Below are 17,712 nucleotides of genomic sequence, written 5' to 3' on the forward strand. Positions count from 1 at the left end.
CGTGATCTGGGTATCCGGCCAATAGAGTTTATTGACCGGATAGCACCAACTTGACCACGATAATCAGGGCAACGACAAAGCCCAAGGTAAACAGTATCCCGGCGATAATATAGGGCCAAGGGCTGTGGCTTGAGAAATCTTCCTCCCGGCGCTTGTCGGACTGAACTCCGAGAGCGCCGGCGAGAATGCTCTGCATGACTTTGAGAACACCCGGTCCCTTTTTGTCTTTATTGCGGGTGGGCTGTGACTCGTTATTCTGGTTCTCGACCATACATCCTTCCATCTGATCGGGTTTGGCTTTTCCGGCAGTTGTCATTCTGCAGGATCATAACTGAGGCTGGGCGCCAGCCAGCGTTCTGCTTCGGCTTTGGATATGCCTTTACGTTCAGCGTAGTCCTCAACCTGATCTGCGCCAATTTTGCCCACTGCAAAGTACTTTGATTCAGGATGTGAGAAATACCATCCTGAGACGGCCGCTGTCGGGAACATGGCGAAATGCTCTGTCAGCTCCAGGCCGGCGTGCTCCGGGGCATTCAGCAGATCAAACAGCGTGGCTTTTTCGGTGTGGTCGGGGCAGGCCGGGTATCCCGGTGCCGGGCGTATGCCCTGGTAGCGTTCACGAATAAGATCCTCGTTCTTGAGGGTTTCATCGCCTGCGTATCCCCAGAATTCTTTCCTTACACGTTCGTGCAGGTGCTCAGCAAAGGCTTCTGCCAGACGGTCCGCCAGTGCCTTAACCATAATCGCATTGTAATCATCGTTGCGATCTTTGAACTCCAGGGAGAACTCTTCCGCGCCAATACCGGTCGTTACTGCAAAGCCACCAACATAATCGCAGGGGCCGTCGCCCTCGGGTGCCACAAAATCCGACAATGCCATCATTGGCTTGCCTGGAGCCTTCTCGTCCTGCTGGCGCAAGTGGTGCAGGGTGGTTAGCTCTGTGTTACGGCTTTCGTCGGTATAGAGCACGATATCGTCGCCCCGACGGTTGGCCGGCCAGAAGCCGATCACCGCTTTGGCAGAAACGCGTTTTTCATCAATCATCTGCCGCAGGATTTTCTGGGCATCGTCGAAGAGCACTTTGGCGGCTTCACCCCGTTTCGGATCGTCGAAAATCGCCGGGTACTTGCCGGACATGTCCCAGGAAATGAAGAAGGGTGACCAGTCTACATAGTCGAGCAGCTTCTCCAGATCGTAGGTCTCGAAAGACCGGATGCCGGTAAAAGCGGGCCGAGGTGGCTGGTAGTTGTCAAAGTTGATCTCGGGCGCCCGATTTCGGGCTTCCTTCAACGACACCAGTTTGGTTCGCTCACCCCGGTTCTTTCGGCGCTCGCGGATGTCGTGGTATTCGGTTCTTGCGGCATCTACCAGGGCAGGTTTTGCCGTCTTGCTCAGCAACTGGGACGCCACATTGACACAACGTGAGGCGTCAGACACATACAGTGCAATGTCATTCTTGTACTGCTGCTCAATCTTCACCGCGGTGTGGGCCTTGGAAGTGGTGGCTCCGCCAATCATCAGCGGAATGTGGAAATCCAGCCGCTGCATTTCCTTCGCCACATGCACCATTTCGTCCAGCGACGGCGTAATCAGGCCACTCAGGCCAATGATATCAACGTTCTCTTTCTTTGCGGTTTGCAGGATCTTGTCGCAGGGCACCATCACGCCCATGTCGATGACCTCGTAGTTATTGCACTGCAATACCACGCCGACGATGTTCTTGCCGATGTCGTGTACATCACCCTTGACCGTTGCCATCAGGATCTTGCCCTTGGCTTTCTGGTCCTCGGTTTTCTCTGCCTCAATGTAGGGAATCAGATGTGCAACTGCCTGCTTCATCACCCTGGCACTCTTGACCACCTGGGGCAGGAACATCTTGCCATCGCCGAACAGATCGCCGACCACGTTCATGCCGTCCATCAGTGGACCTTCAATCACCTCAATGGGGTGTTCTGCCCGCTGACGACACGCTTCCGTATCATCGATGATGTAGCTGGTAATGCCTTTGACCAAGGCATGCTCAACCCGCTTCTCGACTGGCCACTCACGCCAGGCGAGATCTTCCTCCTGGGTTTTTCCACCCTTGCTGCGGTAGCGCTCTGCAATTTCCAGCAGCCGGTCGGTGGAATCGTCACGGCGGTTAAGGACCACATCCTCGACCAGCTCTTTCAGTTCCGGGTCAATTTCATCGTAGATCACCAGTTGCCCGGGATTGACGATGCCCATGTTCATGCCGGCCTTGATGGCGTGATACAGAAATACCGAGTGAATGGCCTCCCGTACCGCATCATTACCGCGGAACGAGAACGACACGTTGCTTACGCCCCCGGAAATCGAGGCATGGGGCAGGTTATCGCGAATCCAGCGGCTGGCATTGATGAAATCAACCGCATAGTTGTTGTGCTCTTCGATGCCTGTGGCAATGGCAAAGATGTTGGGGTCAAAAATGATGTCGCCGGCATTGAAGCCGATGCCAACGAGCAGATCATAGGAGCGTTTGCAGATCTCGGTCTTGCGCTCGTAAGTATCGGCCTGGCCGTCCTCGTCAAAGGCCATTACCACAACGGCGGCACCATACCGCATACAATCCCGGGCGCGCTTCAGAAATTCTTCCTCGCCCTCCTTGAGACTGATTGAATTCACTACGGCTTTGCCCTGAATGCAGCGCAGGCCGGCTTCGATGACTTCCCACTTGGAGGAGTCGATCATCAACGGGACCCGAGAAATGTCAGGCTCTGAGGCGACCAGTTTCAGGAAAGTCACCATGACTTCCTTTGAATCCAGCATTCCCTCGTCCATGTTGATGTCGATGATCTGGGCACCGTTTTCCACCTGGTCACGGGCCACGCTCAGTGCCTCTTCGTACTGTTCTTCCTTGATCAGCCGCAGGAAGCGCTTGGAGCCTGTGACGTTGGTCCTTTCGCCCACATTGATAAACAGGGTGTTTTCGTCACCGGTGAAAGGTTCCAGGCCAGACAGACGGAGCGCCTTCTTGGGCTCTGGAATGATACGGGGCGGGTACTTGGAGACCGCATTGGCGATGGCTTCGATGTGATCCGGCCGGGACCCGCAACAACCGCCGATAATGTTCAGGAATCCGTCCCGGGCGAAACCCTCAATGATTTCAGCCATTTCTTCCGGAGTCTGGTCGTATTCCCCGAACTCGTTCGGAAGGCCTGCGTTAGGGTGTGCGCTAACGTAGGTGTCGGCCTTGTTGGAGAGTTCCTCTACGTGAGGACGCAGGGCGTCAGCACCGAGGGCGCAATTAAGGCCCACGGATATGGGCTTGGCATGGGCCACGGAATTCCAGAAGGCCTCCGTGGTCTGGCCCGAAAGTGTGCGGCCAGAGGCGTCGGTGATGGTGCCGGAAATCATGATTGGCAATTCAATGCCACTGTCGATGAAATACTGTTGGGTGCCGTAGATGGCCGCCTTCGCGTTCAGAGTATCGAAGATGGTTTCGATCAGAATCAGGTCGCAACCGCCCTCAACCAGGCCCTCGACCGCTTCGTAGTAATTGTCCACCAGAGTCTGGAAGTCAACGTTTCGGTAACCCGGGTTGTTTACATCGGGCGAAATAGAGGCAGTGCGGGACGTAGGCCCTACGGCCCCCGCCACAAAACGCGGTTTGTCCGGGTTGCGGGCGGTAAATTCGTCGGCGATCTCGCGCGCCAGTTTTGCCGCCGCCACGTTAAGCTCTTTGGCCAGCGATTCCAGGCCATAGTCTGCCTGGGATAATTGCGTGGAGTTGAAAGTGTTGGTTTCTATAATATCGGCGCCGGCATCCAGGTAATCCGCGTGAATATTGCGCAGCAGGGCAGGCTGGGTCAGGTTCAGCAGGTCATTGTTACCCTGAACTTCCCGGTCGTAATCGGCAAATCGCTCGCCCCGGAAAGCTTGCTCGTCCAGTTTCAGGTTCTGGATCATGGTACCCATGCCGCCATCGAGAATAACGATGCGTTCTTTAAGGGCATTACCAAGTTGTTCCAGGCGGTCCAGACGAGGGCTGCGATCGGTCATATAGATTACTTCCGGAAGTCGTATTTGTCTTGATGGCGCGGGATCATAGCAAAATTGGCGGAGGTCGTCCCACGCCATCATGATGTTCGTCAATGACCCAATTAAAGTCTGACTATTTTACTTGGTCTTTCATGTTGGAGCGAACTCACTTAAAATACGTATAAATTAACGAACAGGTTGCAATTATGGCATTGGTTACGGTGACAGATCCCGCACGGGATTACCTTGCACAACTTATCGAAAAACAGGATGTTGAGGGCATGGGCGTCCGTATTTTCGTGACCCAGCCCGGGACCAAGAATGCCGAGACCTGTCTGGCGTACTGCCCGCCCAATGAAATTGTGCCGACTGACGAGCAGATTGATCTTGGCAAGTTTACCCTGTTTCTTGATCATAATTCGGTCCCTTTCCTTGAAGAAGCCTATGTCGACTACTCCAAGGACCAGATGGGTGGGCAACTGACCATCAAGGCACCCAATGCCAAGGTGCCCAAGGTCGATGATGACGCACCATTACCGGACAGAATCCAGTACGTGCTGGCGTCCGAGATCAACCCGAACCTGGCCGCTCATGGTGGCGATGTGTCGCTGGTTGAGATTGTCGATGAGTCCGTTGCCGTACTAAGGTTCGGCGGTGGATGTCAGGGTTGTAGCGCCGTCAGCCTGACCCTCAAGCAAGGTGTTGAGTCCACGCTGAAAGAGCGCGTCCCTGAAATCACTGCTGTGCGGGACGTAACGGATCATACAGTTAAAGAAAACGCGTATTATCAATAGGGTAAACGTAAGATTTCAGGTATATTAAGAAGCCGGCTCTTGCCGGCTTCTTTTGTTTCGTAGCTACTGGTTATCGGGGTCTGTCTTGGTTGATGTAGCACTTCTGTCTGTGCCACTGGTAGCCGCCATGGTTGGCTGGTTCACCAACTGGCTGGCAATTCAGATGTCGTTCTATCCGGTGCAGTTTGTGGGCGTCGGATTGTTCGGCTGGCAGGGCGTTATTCCCCGCAAGTCCGAGAAAATGGCCCATATCTGCATCGACCGGACTCTGCAGCAGTTCGGGGACCTGAATGAGGTTTATCAGAAGCTGCAGCCCCAGAAAATCGTCGAGCAGGTCATTTCCCAGGTCGGCCCGCGGATGGATGAGTACATCGATGAGGTCATGTACGACATCCAGCCGGTGCTATGGGACAACCTGCCATTGTTCGTTCGCAACCGCATTTATCAATGGGGGCGTGAGCAGTTGCCGGCGCGGATTGAATCATTGGTGGAAGACTTTGGTGACGACCTCAATGACCTGGTAGACCTGAAAGCGCTGCTGAGTCGTGAACTCGAATCCCACCCGGACCTGATGAACCGTATATTCCAACAGGCAGGCTCAGTGGAGCTTCGGTCTGTCATTAACCGTGGTGCGATCATCGGGGGGCTTCTGGGGGCGATCCTTGCGCCACTCTGGGCCCGGTACCCGGAGCCATGGCTTCTTCCGGTGGGCGGGTTTGCCGTGGGGTTTCTCACCAACTGGATTGCCATTAACCTGATTTTCCGCCCGCTGCAGCCCCGGCGCTTTCTGTTCTGGAAGGTCCAGGGGCTGTTTCTCAGGCGCCAGCCGGAAATCAGTGATGTCTGGGCAAGGCTGGTAGCCGAAGAATTGATTACCGTAGAGAAGGTTGCCGATGCCATGATCAACGGCAGCCGTGGTGACCGCACGCGGGCTATTATTCAAAAGCACCTGCGGCCACTTCTGGACAATTCTGTGGTAATGAAACTGACCGCGCAGGTCACTGTAGGCATGACGGGCTACACCGAGCTCAAGAAGGCCATGAACCAGAAAGCCGTGCTTGCAACCCGGGATGTGTTTGGCGACCCGGCGTTCAACCGGGAAAGGGCGCCCGTGGTGGCCAGCGTGTTGGCCAGCCAGATGAAATCCCTGGCCCCAGCGGAGTTTCAGGACATACTCAGGCCGGCGTTTCGAGAAGAAGAGCTCCAGCTCATGCTGGTGGGTGGATTGCTTGGCGCCCTGGCCGGTGGTCTGCAGTTCCTGGTACTGAACAATGTATTTGCGTAACGGGCCGAACGAGAGGCCTGACACAGTCGACTGACCGGGAGGGCAGACTATGGATTTTGGATGGACACTGGTAATCCAGGCGGCGGTAACCGCTGCATCTGTGCTAGCTGCGCTTGCCGTTTTCTGGTTTGCCGTTATGAAGCCACACCTGGACCGCAAGGTTGAGGAAATCATACAGGCTGCGCGGGAGATAGAACCCGGAGTCAAAAGGGGTGTTCGAGAGGGTGTTGAGGAAACCCTGAGGGAACTTCCGGAAAGCACGGCCAAGGAATCCAGCCGCCAGTTTCTGCGCTTCGGGTCGAACCTGTTCGAAAATGGCCTGAGCAGTTTTCTTGGCGATGTGCCAGGGCAGGAAAGGAAGCCCCGCAAGGACCTATAGGCAGTTTGTTGGCCGTGGCAGGCCTGCGATGCGGCAGGCAGTTTTTGCCGGGGTTCCGGGAAACAGTTGCATCAGGTAGATGCTGTTGCCTTTTGCTTCGCCGAACGCCTCTTTTACTGCCTTTACGAACAGGCGGTTGGAGGGCGGTGACATCTCATGTTGTTTGTAAAATTCACGCAGAAAACTGATGATTTCCCAGTGATTTTTTAAAAGATCAATGCCGTCGTCACGCGCAATAATCTCGGCAACCTTCGGGCTCCAGTGCTCCGCGTTCTCGAGAAAACCTTCATTATTTCTTTCCGGCATCAGGGTGTCAGTCATGGTTCACCAGCTAATAACGTTTTCGGCAAGGGCGGTCAGATCTACCATGTCATCAAACGACGCTATTTGATCGCTGCTGACGTGTGATAAAAGCCCCCGGGCTTCCAGATCGGGCGCTAGCGCAAAACACCGCTCCTTGTTGATCGCCAAAGGTTGGGTAATGGCGAGAACGCCATTCTCGGTCAGTAGTAATCCATCCTGCGGACCGATAGCGGAAAGGCACAGCCGGTAGCGAGCGTGCTCCGGTGGTTTATTGAGAATGTGCAGGGTTTTGAATCTGGTCATTGGCTCAGTCCCTAGCCTGCAAAGGCGACGTGGTCGAAGCGGCTGGTCAGTTCCGGGCCGAAATCAGTGATGGAAACAGGGTCGAGCAGATCCTCCTCCGTCAGACCGTAGTGGTCACAGGCCTTGTTGTCTGCAAGCAAAGCTTCCACGCCGAAGACCGGCGCCGCAGCCAGGTTCCGTTCAACGGATTTTTGCTGAATCGTCGTGGCGTCCTGTCCTTTACGCAACCAGTTTACTCCGGCACCGCAGAACAGCAGAGAAACCGGTTGATCGAACGCAGCCAGGGAAAAGGCCATGTCCAGTGCTTCACGGCCTTCCCAGGAGCCGTAAGGAGGCTGGTCGATAATGATAAGCGTGCTCATCGTCAGCTTCCTCTGTGAAAGTATAGGACACGGGATTCAGAAGCGGCGCTGTCCACCCACTCGCCCAACCCTGCGATCTCAAAAGGCGCGCGAAGGTTGAACGCGGAAAGTTCATGGCGTTGCATTTCTGATTCGTTAACGAGGCCGCGCCGGAGAGCAGAGGCAATACAGGCAACTCCGGGAATGTTGTTTTCGGCCATGAAGCCGGCCCAGGCTTCAGAGAGGTTCAATTCGTCGGAGGGCGGTGTACTGAGGCTGGACGCCAGGTGAACACCATCCCCGTAGAGGAATACCCGGTCAATTCGCTTGTTGGCGGCCAGCGCAGCGCGGGCGAAGTGCAGGGCTGTCTGTGGCGCCTGAGACGAGTAGGGTGCACCGGTAATCACCAACGTAAAAACCCCGGCAGGCGCCGGGGTTTTTGTCTGCTCTGGCAAGCTGTTGCTCATTCGTTGGAAAAGGCGCCAATGATATGAAGCAGGCTCACGAACAGGTTGTAGATGTTCAGGTACAGGCCTGTTGTTGCCAGGATGTAGTTGGTCTCGCCACCGTTAACGATGCGGCTGGTGTCATACAGGATGAAACCGGACATCAGGAACACGATGGCGGCACTCAGCGCCAGGCTGAATACTGTTACATCAACACCAAACATGGAGGCAACTACTGTGCCCAGCATGGCGACAACCACGACCACCAGGCCTGCTACCAGCATTCCCCGCATGAAGCTGAAATCTTTCTTGGTAGTCAGCACGTAGCCGGACAGCGCAAAGAACACCACCGCCGTGCCACCCAGTGCCTGCATGACGACCTGTCCACCGTTAGACATGGCCAGGTAGAAGGAAAGAATTGGACCGAGCGACAGACCGAGAAGGCCTGTGAAGGCAAATACAACGCCAATGCCCGCGGAACTGTTGGCAGTTTTGGGAAGCACAAACCAGATAAGCAGTAGTGCACCGATGCTGCACATCAGCCCGACCATGTGGCTCAGGCCGAGGGCCATGGAAACGCCAGCGGTAGCCGCACTGAACAACAGCGTCATACCGAGGAGTGTGTAGGTGTTGCGCAGAACCTTCTTGGCCTCTGCGCCGATGGCGGCAGTAGCAGAGCCGCGAGCAATCTGGCTTCCCTGTTTCTGAACGCTATACTGTCTGTTTTGCATTCTGACTTATCTCCGGTTATTGCTGCCTTTGGATCTGGGCACTTGCCTTCCGCCCACCCCAATGTGTGTTAACTCCATAATAATGGCGAAATCCCAACTTTCAATCGTTTCCGACATTAATCACGGATAAAGATTCCCTTGGATACCATTAACTTCAGTTTAGATCGAGGTCTGACTGTGTCCTGACTCCGAAAAGCTATCCGGATTATTCCAGGGCGTTGACAGAACAGGAGATTCCGGTATCATGCTCCCCGCTGTCGCAATGACGGCTGTGGAGAAAACGGTGGGCTGGCAGAGTGGCTGAATGCAGCGGTCTTGAAAACCGCCGAAGGTTAATAGCCTTCCCGGGGTTCGAATCCCTGGCCCACCGCCACTTTCTCTTCTTCTTTTCGCACCCCTTATAACTGCTTCAAGATCAACCTACTGTATACGACGCACCTGACGGAGTTGGATTTGGCGCTGTCCGCCCCCACACTGTAATAAATTGTGGATAAAGGAAATTGCGCCATGCGAGACTCAGAGACCAACCAGGAACAAACATCAGAATCCGGCGACGTTCGTCACGACCGCAAGTTCTCAGTGACTGCAAATCGCGGTGGGGCTAGCCATAGGGTTCGGTATGTTGAAGCCGGGGGAGCTGCTGTGGATACGGAAGAGTGTACCTTATGCCAGTCCGTACCGGAGCTATCCGGGAGCCCTGAAAAAGACAGTACTCCCTGATAGCGTCACTGGTTCCGGATTACAGATCGCGGCCGGGGTACTGGGCCTGCTTCTGTTCTTCGGCCAGACGCAGGCGGGCGGCCAGTTCCTCCGGCTCGTTGGTAGGGACCTTCCAACCCTGCAGATTGTCTTCAATCAGTTGGGTCAGAGCGCTGATGTGCCCCGGTGTTGCATTGAGCGCGGGAATGTAGCTGAAGCCTTCGCCTCCTGCCTCCATAAAGTACTCCCGGTTCTCTTCATCGATTTCCTCAACGGTTTCAAGGCAATCCGAGGAAAAGCCGGGGCAGAATACATCTATGGACTTCACACCTTTCCCGGGCAGAGATTTCAGGGTCTCATCTGTGTATGGCTGCAACCATTCCTCGCGGCCGAAGCGTGACTGGAAAGTGGTCATATAGTCTTCTTTCGACAGCCCAAGCCGTTCTGCCAGCAGCCGCGAAGTCTTGTGGCATTCACAGTGATAGGGGTCGCCTTTCTTCAGGTACTTCAGCGGAACGCCGTGGTAGGACAGAATCAGCTTTTCGTTGCGCCCATGCTCATCCCAGTGCGCCTGAATGTGGTTAGCCATGGCCTCAATGTAGGGCGGATAGTCCGGGTAATGGGAAACAAACCGAAGATCCGGTATCCAGCGCCGGCGGGTGAAGTCATGGGCGATGGCATCAAACGTGGAGGCGGAGGTTGACGCTGAGTACTGGGGGTACAGTGGTAGTACCAGCAACTGGCGAACTCCCTGAGCCTGCATTTCGTCCAGAACCTTCGAAACGCTCGGGTTACCGTAGCGCATGGCGAAACCGACCACGATGTTGTTGCCATACTTTCCCTGTAATTCCTTACGAATACCCTCTGCCTGTTTGGCCGTATGGGTCAGTAGGGGAGAGCCCTCCGGTTGCCAGACACTGGCATAGGCTTTCGCGGAACGGCTGGGCCGGATTCGCAGGATGATGCCGTGCAGGATCAGCCACCAGACCGGGCGCGGTACTTCCACCACCCGGGGGTCCCAGAGGAATTCCCCGAGATAGCGGCGCAAGGCTGATGACGTTGGGGCATCCGGGGTTCCCAGATTGGTAACCAGTACCCCGGTCTTTTCCGGATGGTCATGGCGAAAGTTGGCGGTACCCTTGTACTGCATGGTGCTGGATCCTGGTAGCGGTTGATGTCAGAGCGGAAGGTGACTCAGGACTGTTTTGTTGCCTGCTGCGCCAGTCTCGGTGCCAGGCCGCCGATGTCATAACCGGCGTTGCGAGCTTTACTGACAATATCCTGTGCCGAGCTCGAGCGGGCGGAACTCAATGCCCAGAGAACTGTGCAACGTGTTCCCGAGCGACAGAAAGCCAATACGGGCTTTTCGGCATTGCGGATCATCGAATCAAAGCGGTCCACATCGTCATCGAGGATGTTGCCGGACTCCACTGGAAGATAAACCCATTCCATACCATTTTCGCGAGCGGCCGCTTCAATATCGGCCATGGCGGGCTGCCCCGCTTCTTCACCATCCGGGCGGTTGGCCACAAGAGTTTTGAAGCCCAGTTTTGCTGCTTCCGCTATGTCATTCACAGCCAACTGCGGAGCCACCGAAATCGTCTCGTCGATACGCCTGATATCCATACAAGATCCTCGTTTCAGTCATGAAAAGACAGTGCATAATGCCATAATGGGCCGTCAGTGTCCGAGTGGTGTGAAGGCCCGCAATTAGCATTTTCTTCAATGGGCAACCCTGTTTTTCTCTATCATCTCGAATAGCCCCATACCTGCGATCATTGCTGCTATAAATACCAGGGCACCGGTCTCCCCTGCGCCCAGTGCCACCAGTCCCGGCCCGGGACAGAAACCAGCGAGCCCCCAGCCCGCGCCGAACATCACGCTGCCGATCACCAGCCGTTTGTCGAGGCGATCTGTAGCGGGCAGGCGCATATCGAAACCGAGGAGGGAAACGGTCCGTTTCCTGGCGATCGTAAAAGCGAACAGGCCTACAAGGATGGCGCCTCCCATGACAAAGGCAAGCGAAGGATCCCATTGCCCGGCAATGTCGAGGAAGCCGAGCACTTTCTCGGGATTAGCCATGCCACTGACCAGCAAGCCGAAACCAAACAGCAGACCGGCGCCAAAAGAAGCAAGATTGAATTTCATGGATCAGGCTCCCGTTATCAGATGGCGGACTGCATAGACTGTTATAAAGCCGGCGGTCATGAAGGTCAGAGTGGCAGTCAGCGAGCGTAAAGACAGCCGTGACAGGCCACAAACTCCGTGACCACTGGTACAGCCGGAGCCGTAGCGTGTGCCGATGCCTACCAAGAGTCCCGATATCACCAGTACCGGGTAGCTGGCGTTGATCTCTATGGCGGGCAAATCTGCTGTCATCATCCAGATCAGCGGCGCGGCAATCATGCCTGCCAGGAAAGCAACACGCCAGAGCACGTCACGTTTCCGGGGAGCTAATAAGCCCCCAACAATCCCACTGATACCGGCAATGCGCCCATTCAGCAATACAAACGCCGCAGCCGACAGCCCAATAATGATTCCGCCTGCCAGTGCCGACCATGGGGTAAAATTCTCCCATGCAATTTCAATCATGTGGTGTATCCTCCCGGTCATCCCGAATGATATATGCAATTATGTAATAACTATATATCTAAATGGTAGTAGGGAAAACCCCGACGGATGGCAGGCATAAAAAAGCCCGGCGCTGATGGCCGGGCAGAGGCGTGCGAGTAGTATCCATGAAAGACTTCCAGACAAACCGGCATCAGCAGGGATACCGGTACTGTGAAGTATTGACCATATTTTGAACACTTCAAGCCAGCGAACGATTCGTTTGATCACATTTTTTCATATTGAATGTGTGCTTATACTTAAGCCTGTCATGACGGGGGTTTCAGAGCAGTCCGGAGACAGCGACTTTGGAAGATTTTTGGTTGCTGACTGAAATTCGGGGCCTGCTGTAATACAATCAGGGGCATCGAATAGTTCATGTCTCCCGAGGTTTTGCATGTCTGACGAAAACGAGAACAAGCCGGAAAACGACGAACAGCTGGCGGGTAGAATCAAGGGATCTGCAAGGCAGATCTGGCTTGCCGGGCTGGGTGCCTATACCAAGGCAGAAGAGGATGCTGGCCGGTTCTTTGAGCGCCTGGTGCAGGAGGGTGAGCAGCTCGAGGGAAAGACCCGTGGCGTGGTAGAGAAACACGTTCGCTCGGTGGAGGATCGTGTGGGCGGGGTGCGAGACAAGGCGACAGGTACCTGGGACAAGCTTGAGCATCTGTTTGACGAGCGGGTATCCGGCGCATTGCGGCGTCTGGGCATCCACCGGCGCGAGGAAATTGAAGCCATGGAACGCCGGATACAGGCGCTTGAAGCTGAACTGAAACGGTTACGGGAAGAAACTGAAGACCGCTCCGAGGAGGAATGATCTTTCAGCAGCTTTTCTGAAGATCAGAGATATTCCCGGCTCATCAAATAGATCTGCTCTTTTTCTTCCGCTCCCAGATAGGGTAGCAGCAGATACATCATCTGGTAGACTCCACGCCCGGGATCCATGGACTCCCGGTCTTCCAGGTGTGACAAGCTGTCGAAACTGCTCCAGTAACAGGCCGTCAGGGTCAGCTGGTCGCACAGGGCTTCCAGCTCTCCATCCGTGATGTCCATGATGCCCTGGCGTCGAAAACTCTCACAAATCGTTCTGAAGCCGCTGGTTTTTTTCTTGAGTATGCGGCGGAAACGAGCCTGCAACTGATCGTAACGCGACAGCACATTCACCAGATCCTGGTACAGGAACCGGTAGCGGGCGACCGTTTCGAACAGCAGGTGCAGAAAGAAGCTCTGCTGGTCCAGGGTGATATCTGCATCTTCAGGCACCGCCAGCAGATCGTGCATCTCATGTTCGTAACTGGTGAATAACTCGCCGACAATGTCGCCCTTGCTTTTGAAATGGTAATAGAGATTGCCGGGCGAGATATCCAGTTCGTCAGAAATCAGCAGGGTAGTGACATTGGGCTCGCCGACGCTGTTAAACAGCATCAGGCTGGCCTCCAGAATGCGGTCGCGGGTTTTAACTTTCTTCATGGCGCGGGCCGGCAGGGTCAGATGTCGAAGCTGGCCCACACCGGACAATGGTCCGAGGGCCGCTCCATGGCACGAATGTCATAGCTCACCCCAGCCTTCTTCGCCTTGGGCAGAAGGCTGTCACTGGCCATGATCAGGTCGATCCTCAGGCCTCTGCGAGGGTCCCGCTCAAACCCTTTGCTGCGATAATCAAACCAGCTGAAGGTGTCTGATTCCTCCGGATGCAGATGGCGGAACACATCCGTAAAGCCGCGGTTCTGCACCTGGCCAAGCCACTCCCGCTCTTCCGGAAGGAAACTGCACTTACCCGTGCGCAGCCAACGCTTGGCATTGTCGGCGCCGATGCCAATATCCAGGTCGGTGGGGGAGATATTCATGTCGCCCATCACCACGATCTCGCTGCCTTTCGACTTGAGTTCGTCCAGATAGCGCATCAGGTCAGCGTAGAACTTCTCTTTGGCAGGAAATTTCACCGGGTGATCGCGACTTTCGCCCTGCGGGAAATAACCATTGATGACCGTCAGTTTCTGCCCGTTCACCACAAAGTGGCCGGTGATGAGCCGGCGCTGGGAATCCTCACCATCCCAGGGGTAGCCCTTCTGGATGCTCTCGGGTTCCTGGCGGGAGAGCAGAGCAACACCGTAATGGGTTTTCTGGCCATGAAAGAAAACGTGGTAGCCAAGCGCCCTGATGGCCTCTACCGGAAACTCTTCGTCGGTTACCTTGGTTTCCTGCAGGCCGATAAAGTCCGGATTAAGTTCATTAATAACAGCCTCAAGCTGGTGCAGCCTGGTACGAATACTGTTGACGTTGAACGAGACAAACATCATCGGCGGAAACTCTCTGTTGTGGCTGTGTCGGAAAACCAGAAGTCTACCATAACAGGCCGGCGTGTCTGCGTTGGCTGTAAGGACGGATTCAGCGGGTCAGTTCACATTCCGGGGTGGATTCCACGGTATAGCGGATATGGGCGGTGTAGTTGGAGTCCTTGTCTTTGCGGATATTGGTCAGGCCGACGTAATCCGTCAGCAAGCCATCGTCGTTGTAGCCCAGCAGGATAGGGTCCACGAGAAACCCAAGCACGATACCGGAGGGCTTTATTCGCACGGTATGCGCGGCGTTAATCCGGTTGTCATTCGCGGGCTCGAGGACAAAGCCGTAGGCCTTGCCGCGTGTGGGCGCCAGAAAATCAAATTCCACACTTTCACCGGACGTCACAGCCGACCAGTTCTGCCGAACCAGGTGATCAAAACCGGCGTCCGCGACCAGAGAGTCGGTAACATTTACCGAGAACCGCTCCGTGTCGCCTTCAGGTGTCTGCCATTCGATCCGGAGTTCGTTATCGTCCCGATTCGTGATTGCCATGGTCTCATTGAAATCCGGTTGTCGGAATTCAACGGTCGGGCGCAACACCGATCCTTCATAGGAAAGTTCCTTTGTGGCGAATTCATTGCCTCCGTTACGGACGTAAGTGACCGTTTGAGCATCGGGTCGGAACAGACCGTCTGTACACTCGCCCTCCACAATGTGCCGCTCCTCGTAGATCGTCGATTCTCCACCTACCTCAGCTGCCTCGCCGGTGAAGCGCACTTCTGCAGCCATGGTTGTAAGCAGAGGCAAGGAGCAGGCGATAAACACGAATGTTCGTTTCATTGAACCAGCTCCGGATAGAGGGATTTGCGCAGGTAAAGCAGGGTGGGAAATACCACCAGCCAGCCGAGAGCCAACGCTATCAGTGACACTGTAGGGTCCGGTAACTCAACGGCTCCCAGTTTGCTTGCTGACCAGTAGGCAAAGGGACCGGCGATTGGCGCACACACGAATGGTAGCCAGGCCCTGCTGCTGATCCAGGACAACGAATGGGAGAGGGTGGTCATGAAAATCGCCCAGATACCCACCAGCCAGACAGGTGTCAGCTCAACGCTGCCGGTGCCGTCATCGAGGATGCCAGTCTGGAACCAGATGCCATCCAGCACGCCGCCAAGAACCACACCGGCACCGATAAACTGCATTTCGGCAGAACGGTGCTGGCTGATGAAGGCTAGGTGAAATATGACCAGCAGTAACACCAGGCCTGCTGCCGGAAGGCCCGGATAGAGAACACATGCTAACCATCCCGCCTGGAACAGTACGAAGTTGATGGTTTTGCGGACAGTGTCAGACTTGATCATAGGCTGAGAATGTTCGCACGTTTGTTGCCGGGCTTGGCAAATACAATCTGGGAAACGCCAATGGCACGCTCACTGAACCCCGCTTCACAGTAGGCAAAATAGAAGTGCCAGAGGCGACGAAAGGCTTCGTCATATCCCATGCTTTCGAGCTTCGGATGACTTTCCATGAATCGCTGACACCAGTCCCTCAACGTTCGGGCGTAGTGGAAGCCGATGTCTTCAGAGTGAGTCATCACGAGATCTGACCCGGTTCGCACTGATCCGAGAATAGCCCCGAACGACGGAATGAAACTGCCCGGGAATATGAACCTCTGGATAAAGTCCACGTTTTTCAGCGCTCTGCTATATCGTTGCTCCGGCATATTGATGGCCTGAATCAGCGCAAGCCCGTTGGGCTTCAATAACCGGCTGATCTGGGAAAAATAGCTGTCCAGGAACTGCGGACCCACGGCTTCGATCATCTCGATCGACACCAGCTTGTCGAACTGACCCTCCAGGTCCCTGTAATCATCAAACAGCAGAGTGATTCTGTCTTCCAGGCCCTCGGCTTCCACCTTTGCTTTTGCCAGCTCCAGCTGCTCGGACGATATGGTTGTGGTCGTTACATGACAGCCAAAATGTTTGGCGGCATGGACCGCAAAGCCACCCCAGCCGGTACCAATCTCCATTACTCGGTCACCTGGCTGCAGGTCCAGCTTGCGGCAAATGGTATCGAGTTTGTGTATGGCAGCCTCTTCAAGGGTTGCTTCCGGGCGGGGATAGATCGCCGACGAGTACATCATCGTAGGGTCGAGGAAGGTCTCAAAAAGCTCGTTGCCCAGGTCGTAATGGGCGCTGATGTTTTTACGGGATCCTTCTTTGGTGTTCCGGTTCAGCCAGTGGAGGCTTTTCAAAGCCGGCTTGGTAATCCAGCTGAACCTGTCTTCGAATTCATTCATCCGGTCTACGTTGCGAGTAAAAAAACGCAACAGGGCGACCAGGTCTGGTGTTGACCAGTCGCCGGCCACGTAAGACTCTGCCGCACCGATGCTGCCGCCGGTCAACAGATCCTTCCAGGTACTGCTGTCGTGGATAACCAGTTCTGCAGGCGCAAAGCGGGCGTTACCATCACCGAAAGCCAGAGTTGGCTGGCCGGATTCGCGGATCGTCAGGGCACCGTCTTTCAGCAATGATAATTGCCTGCAAACCAGATTTTTTGCAACCCGGCTACTCAGCGGGATCTGCCTGCCGGTGCCATTGGATTCGAGTGAGGTGTTCAGGTTCTCCATGAGCTTACCTTTCCGCTTGTCTTTGTCCGGTCGTTGGCCTCGGTAACATCAAGGCCGGAATCGTCGCTTCCGAGCCTGTGGGCCGGGTCACTTTCCGGAAGCTTGTCCGGGTGGGTAAAAAAGGGCACGCCCTTGAGCTTCAGCTTTAATGCATGCCAGTAAATTCCACCCACAACTTTCAGAGCCTCGACCGGGAACTGTCTGAGACTTCTGTGAAGTTCTTTACGATCGAGGGGGGTTCGACGGACCACTAAAGTGGCATCAAAATGTTTGCTATTGCCCTGAAGCACATTCATGTGAATGCGTACCTCGGGCCCTCTGAAGCTGAAGGTCCACTGGTAGTGCTGATCCATCGCGTTGAATGGTGAGACATGAAACCGCTTGCCGAAGCCGAACCTTTCGGTGCGCCAGCCCGCACTGGTGGGCTCCGCTCCGGTGGTTTCCAGGCAGTACACATGGCGATCTTTCCAGGGAGTGTTGGTAATCTGGGCCAGAATAACCCTCGGCACAGCGCCTTTGTCGGGCTCGTCACCGGCGTTGTAGCAGAAGTAGAAACTGACCGGGTTAAACACGTAGCCAAAATACCGGGGGTGAGTAATCAACTCTACCGCTCCGTCCGGTTCCCAGCCTGTCGCTGTCCGTACCTGGCCAGTCACGGCCTGGAGCAAATCCTCCGTCTCTGGCTGGAAATAGTCCCGGCGCCTGAGCGAGAGCCAGTTAAACCTTTCCAGTGAGAACAGACGGCTTATACGGGTGACCGAATGCCATTCCCGCAGGTCCAGCGCGAGCATACCGGTGCCGTAGCTGAACTCATGGCGAACAGGCGCCATGCGACGGTGGCGGATGGTGCCTTCCAGCCATTGGCTGTGAAGGGGCTGGCTGATAGTCCGGTGCTGTACAGCGGAATTCATTG

At 55.2% G+C, this 17,712-nt stretch carries 21 protein-coding genes and 1 tRNA gene; 5 read left to right on the forward strand and 17 right to left on the reverse strand.

Features of this window, described 5'->3' with window-relative positions; genetic code table 11:
* Positions 1–28: 28 nt before the first annotated feature.
* Together M8010_RS11315 and metH are read right to left on the reverse strand one after the other, a co-directional pair.
* The gene (locus tag M8010_RS11315) at positions 29–271 is read right to left on the reverse strand and encodes a DUF2970 domain-containing protein (RefSeq protein ID WP_250091302.1); all 243 of its coding nucleotides are present in this window, start codon (positions 269–271) and stop codon (positions 29–31) included.
* A gap of 41 nt (positions 272–312) precedes the next feature.
* Positions 313–4,020 carry a methionine synthase gene (gene metH / locus M8010_RS11320; protein ID WP_250091304.1) on the reverse strand — a complete coding sequence of 1,236 codons (3,708 nt, stop codon included), beginning with the start codon at positions 4,018–4,020 and terminating at the stop codon, positions 313–315.
* A gap of 185 nt (positions 4,021–4,205) precedes the next feature.
* Between metH and nfuA the strand changes: the two genes are divergently transcribed.
* The 3 genes from nfuA (at position 4,206) to M8010_RS11335 (ending at position 6,457) form a co-directional block, all read left to right on the forward strand.
* Positions 4,206–4,793: a Fe-S biogenesis protein NfuA gene (gene nfuA / locus M8010_RS11325; protein WP_250091306.1), complete on the forward strand. Its 588-nt coding sequence runs from the start codon at positions 4,206–4,208 to the stop codon at positions 4,791–4,793.
* A gap of 85 nt (positions 4,794–4,878) precedes the next feature.
* Positions 4,879–6,078 (forward strand): DUF445 domain-containing protein, encoded by a 1,200-nt coding sequence (locus M8010_RS11330; protein WP_250091307.1) that lies wholly within the window; start codon positions 4,879–4,881, stop codon positions 6,076–6,078.
* 49 nt (positions 6,079–6,127) lie between these two features.
* Complete coding sequence (locus M8010_RS11335; RefSeq protein ID WP_250091308.1) at positions 6,128–6,457, forward strand: hypothetical protein; 330 nt, start codon at positions 6,128–6,130, stop codon at positions 6,455–6,457.
* Here the strand turns inward: M8010_RS11335 and M8010_RS11340 are convergent.
* The 5 genes from M8010_RS11340 to M8010_RS11360 are packed head-to-tail and all read right to left on the reverse strand — an operon-like array spanning position 6,452 to position 8,581.
* Positions 6,452–6,778, reverse strand: coding sequence for a TusE/DsrC/DsvC family sulfur relay protein (locus tag M8010_RS11340; RefSeq protein WP_250091310.1), 327 nt, complete (start codon positions 6,776–6,778; stop codon positions 6,452–6,454). The genes M8010_RS11335 and M8010_RS11340 overlap by 6 nt on opposite strands.
* A gap of 3 nt (positions 6,779–6,781) precedes the next feature.
* A complete protein-coding gene (gene tusB, locus M8010_RS11345) occupies positions 6,782–7,063 on the reverse strand; it encodes a sulfurtransferase complex subunit TusB (RefSeq protein ID WP_250091311.1) in 282 nt (93 codons plus the stop codon).
* An 11-nt stretch (positions 7,064–7,074) separates the two neighbouring features.
* Positions 7,075–7,425 carry a DsrE family protein gene (locus tag M8010_RS11350; protein WP_250091312.1) on the reverse strand — a complete coding sequence of 117 codons (351 nt, stop codon included), beginning with the start codon at positions 7,423–7,425 and terminating at the stop codon, positions 7,075–7,077.
* Between the two features lie 2 nt (positions 7,426–7,427).
* Positions 7,428–7,871 (reverse strand): sulfurtransferase complex subunit TusD, encoded by a 444-nt coding sequence (gene tusD / locus M8010_RS11355; protein WP_250091314.1) that lies wholly within the window; start codon positions 7,869–7,871, stop codon positions 7,428–7,430.
* Positions 7,868–8,581: a Bax inhibitor-1/YccA family protein gene (locus M8010_RS11360; RefSeq protein ID WP_250091315.1), complete on the reverse strand. Its 714-nt coding sequence runs from the start codon at positions 8,579–8,581 to the stop codon at positions 7,868–7,870. The genes tusD and M8010_RS11360 overlap by 4 nt, the downstream gene beginning before the upstream one ends.
* A 282-nt stretch (positions 8,582–8,863) precedes the next feature.
* On the opposite strand from M8010_RS11360, the gene M8010_RS11365 reads away from it, so the two are divergent.
* Positions 8,864–8,954: transfer RNA gene (locus M8010_RS11365), tRNA-Ser, on the forward strand.
* Positions 8,955–9,320: 366 nt separating this feature from the next.
* Here the strand turns inward: M8010_RS11365 and hemH are convergent.
* The 4 genes from hemH to M8010_RS11385 form a co-directional block, all read right to left on the reverse strand.
* Positions 9,321–10,430 (reverse strand): ferrochelatase, encoded by a 1,110-nt coding sequence (gene hemH / locus M8010_RS11370; RefSeq protein WP_250091317.1) that lies wholly within the window; start codon positions 10,428–10,430, stop codon positions 9,321–9,323.
* A 44-nt stretch (positions 10,431–10,474) separates the two neighbouring features.
* Positions 10,475–10,906, reverse strand: coding sequence for a protein tyrosine phosphatase family protein (locus M8010_RS11375; protein WP_250091319.1), 432 nt, complete (start codon positions 10,904–10,906; stop codon positions 10,475–10,477).
* A gap of 96 nt (positions 10,907–11,002) precedes the next feature.
* Positions 11,003–11,428: a YeeE/YedE family protein gene (locus M8010_RS11380; protein WP_250091321.1), complete on the reverse strand. Its 426-nt coding sequence runs from the start codon at positions 11,426–11,428 to the stop codon at positions 11,003–11,005.
* A 3-nt stretch (positions 11,429–11,431) separates the two neighbouring features.
* Positions 11,432–11,872, reverse strand: a complete 441-nt coding sequence (locus M8010_RS11385) for a YeeE/YedE family protein (protein WP_250091323.1) — start codon at positions 11,870–11,872, stop codon at positions 11,432–11,434.
* A gap of 415 nt (positions 11,873–12,287) precedes the next feature.
* Here M8010_RS11385 and M8010_RS11390 point away from each other — a divergent pair, with 415 nt between their 5' ends.
* Entirely contained in the window at positions 12,288–12,707 is a 420-nt protein-coding gene (locus tag M8010_RS11390) for a phasin family protein (RefSeq protein WP_250091325.1), read from the forward strand.
* Positions 12,708–12,730: 23 nt separating this feature from the next.
* On the opposite strand, the gene M8010_RS11395 is transcribed toward M8010_RS11390, so the two are convergent.
* The 6 genes from M8010_RS11395 to M8010_RS11420 all read right to left on the reverse strand — a co-directional run bounded on the left by M8010_RS11395 (position 12,731) and on the right by M8010_RS11420 (position 17,710).
* The gene (locus M8010_RS11395; protein WP_250091327.1) at positions 12,731–13,360 is read right to left on the reverse strand and encodes a TetR/AcrR family transcriptional regulator; all 630 of its coding nucleotides are present in this window, start codon (positions 13,358–13,360) and stop codon (positions 12,731–12,733) included.
* Positions 13,361–13,377: 17 nt separating this feature from the next.
* Positions 13,378–14,190, reverse strand: coding sequence for an exodeoxyribonuclease III (gene xthA / locus M8010_RS11400; RefSeq protein ID WP_250091329.1), 813 nt, complete (start codon positions 14,188–14,190; stop codon positions 13,378–13,380).
* Positions 14,191–14,278: 88 nt separating this feature from the next.
* Positions 14,279–15,013, reverse strand: a complete 735-nt coding sequence (locus tag M8010_RS11405) for a hypothetical protein (protein ID WP_250091331.1) — start codon at positions 15,011–15,013, stop codon at positions 14,279–14,281.
* Positions 15,010–15,531: a DUF2878 domain-containing protein gene (locus M8010_RS11410; protein WP_250091332.1), complete on the reverse strand. Its 522-nt coding sequence runs from the start codon at positions 15,529–15,531 to the stop codon at positions 15,010–15,012. The genes M8010_RS11405 and M8010_RS11410 overlap by 4 nt, the downstream gene beginning before the upstream one ends.
* Positions 15,528–16,799, reverse strand: coding sequence for an SAM-dependent methyltransferase (locus M8010_RS11415; protein ID WP_250091334.1), 1,272 nt, complete (start codon positions 16,797–16,799; stop codon positions 15,528–15,530). The genes M8010_RS11410 and M8010_RS11415 overlap by 4 nt, the downstream gene beginning before the upstream one ends.
* Complete coding sequence (locus M8010_RS11420) at positions 16,787–17,710, reverse strand: DUF1365 domain-containing protein (RefSeq protein WP_250091336.1); 924 nt, start codon at positions 17,708–17,710, stop codon at positions 16,787–16,789. The genes M8010_RS11415 and M8010_RS11420 overlap by 13 nt, the downstream gene beginning before the upstream one ends.
* Positions 17,711–17,712: the final 2 nt, after the last annotated feature.

Source organism: Marinobacter sp. ATCH36 (genome assembly GCF_023555055.1).
Taxonomy (GTDB): domain Bacteria; phylum Pseudomonadota; class Gammaproteobacteria; order Pseudomonadales; family Oleiphilaceae; genus Marinobacter.

What these genes read in the sequence shown, in the direction of transcription:
- M8010_RS11315 (WP_250091302.1), bottom strand. Translation starts at nt 271, where the DNA reads ATGGTCGAGAACCAGAATAACGAGTCACAGCCCACCCGCAATAAAGAC.
- metH (WP_250091304.1), bottom strand. Translation starts at nt 4,020, where the DNA reads ATGACCGATCGCAGCCCTCGTCTGGACCGCCTGGAACAACTTGGTAAT.
- nfuA (WP_250091306.1), top strand. Translation starts at nt 4,206, where the DNA reads ATGGCATTGGTTACGGTGACAGATCCCGCACGGGATTACCTTGCACAA.
- M8010_RS11335 (WP_250091308.1), top strand. Translation starts at nt 6,128, where the DNA reads ATGGATTTTGGATGGACACTGGTAATCCAGGCGGCGGTAACCGCTGCA.
- M8010_RS11340 (WP_250091310.1), bottom strand. Translation starts at nt 6,778, where the DNA reads ATGACTGACACCCTGATGCCGGAAAGAAATAATGAAGGTTTTCTCGAG.
- tusB (WP_250091311.1), bottom strand. Translation starts at nt 7,063, where the DNA reads ATGACCAGATTCAAAACCCTGCACATTCTCAATAAACCACCGGAGCAC.
- M8010_RS11350 (WP_250091312.1), bottom strand. Translation starts at nt 7,425, where the DNA reads ATGAGCACGCTTATCATTATCGACCAGCCTCCTTACGGCTCCTGGGAA.
- tusD (WP_250091314.1), bottom strand. Translation starts at nt 7,871, where the DNA reads ATGAGCAACAGCTTGCCAGAGCAGACAAAAACCCCGGCGCCTGCCGGG.
- M8010_RS11360 (WP_250091315.1), bottom strand. Translation starts at nt 8,581, where the DNA reads ATGCAAAACAGACAGTATAGCGTTCAGAAACAGGGAAGCCAGATTGCT.
- hemH (WP_250091317.1), bottom strand. Translation starts at nt 10,430, where the DNA reads ATGCAGTACAAGGGTACCGCCAACTTTCGCCATGACCATCCGGAAAAG.
- M8010_RS11375 (WP_250091319.1), bottom strand. Translation starts at nt 10,906, where the DNA reads ATGGATATCAGGCGTATCGACGAGACGATTTCGGTGGCTCCGCAGTTG.
- M8010_RS11380 (WP_250091321.1), bottom strand. Translation starts at nt 11,428, where the DNA reads ATGAAATTCAATCTTGCTTCTTTTGGCGCCGGTCTGCTGTTTGGTTTC.
- M8010_RS11385 (WP_250091323.1), bottom strand. Translation starts at nt 11,872, where the DNA reads ATGATTGAAATTGCATGGGAGAATTTTACCCCATGGTCGGCACTGGCA.
- M8010_RS11390 (WP_250091325.1), top strand. Translation starts at nt 12,288, where the DNA reads ATGTCTGACGAAAACGAGAACAAGCCGGAAAACGACGAACAGCTGGCG.
- M8010_RS11395 (WP_250091327.1), bottom strand. Translation starts at nt 13,360, where the DNA reads ATGAAGAAAGTTAAAACCCGCGACCGCATTCTGGAGGCCAGCCTGATG.
- xthA (WP_250091329.1), bottom strand. Translation starts at nt 14,190, where the DNA reads ATGATGTTTGTCTCGTTCAACGTCAACAGTATTCGTACCAGGCTGCAC.
- M8010_RS11405 (WP_250091331.1), bottom strand. Translation starts at nt 15,013, where the DNA reads ATGAAACGAACATTCGTGTTTATCGCCTGCTCCTTGCCTCTGCTTACA.
- M8010_RS11410 (WP_250091332.1), bottom strand. Translation starts at nt 15,531, where the DNA reads ATGATCAAGTCTGACACTGTCCGCAAAACCATCAACTTCGTACTGTTC.
- M8010_RS11415 (WP_250091334.1), bottom strand. Translation starts at nt 16,799, where the DNA reads ATGGAGAACCTGAACACCTCACTCGAATCCAATGGCACCGGCAGGCAG.
- M8010_RS11420 (WP_250091336.1), bottom strand. Translation starts at nt 17,710, where the DNA reads ATGAATTCCGCTGTACAGCACCGGACTATCAGCCAGCCCCTTCACAGC.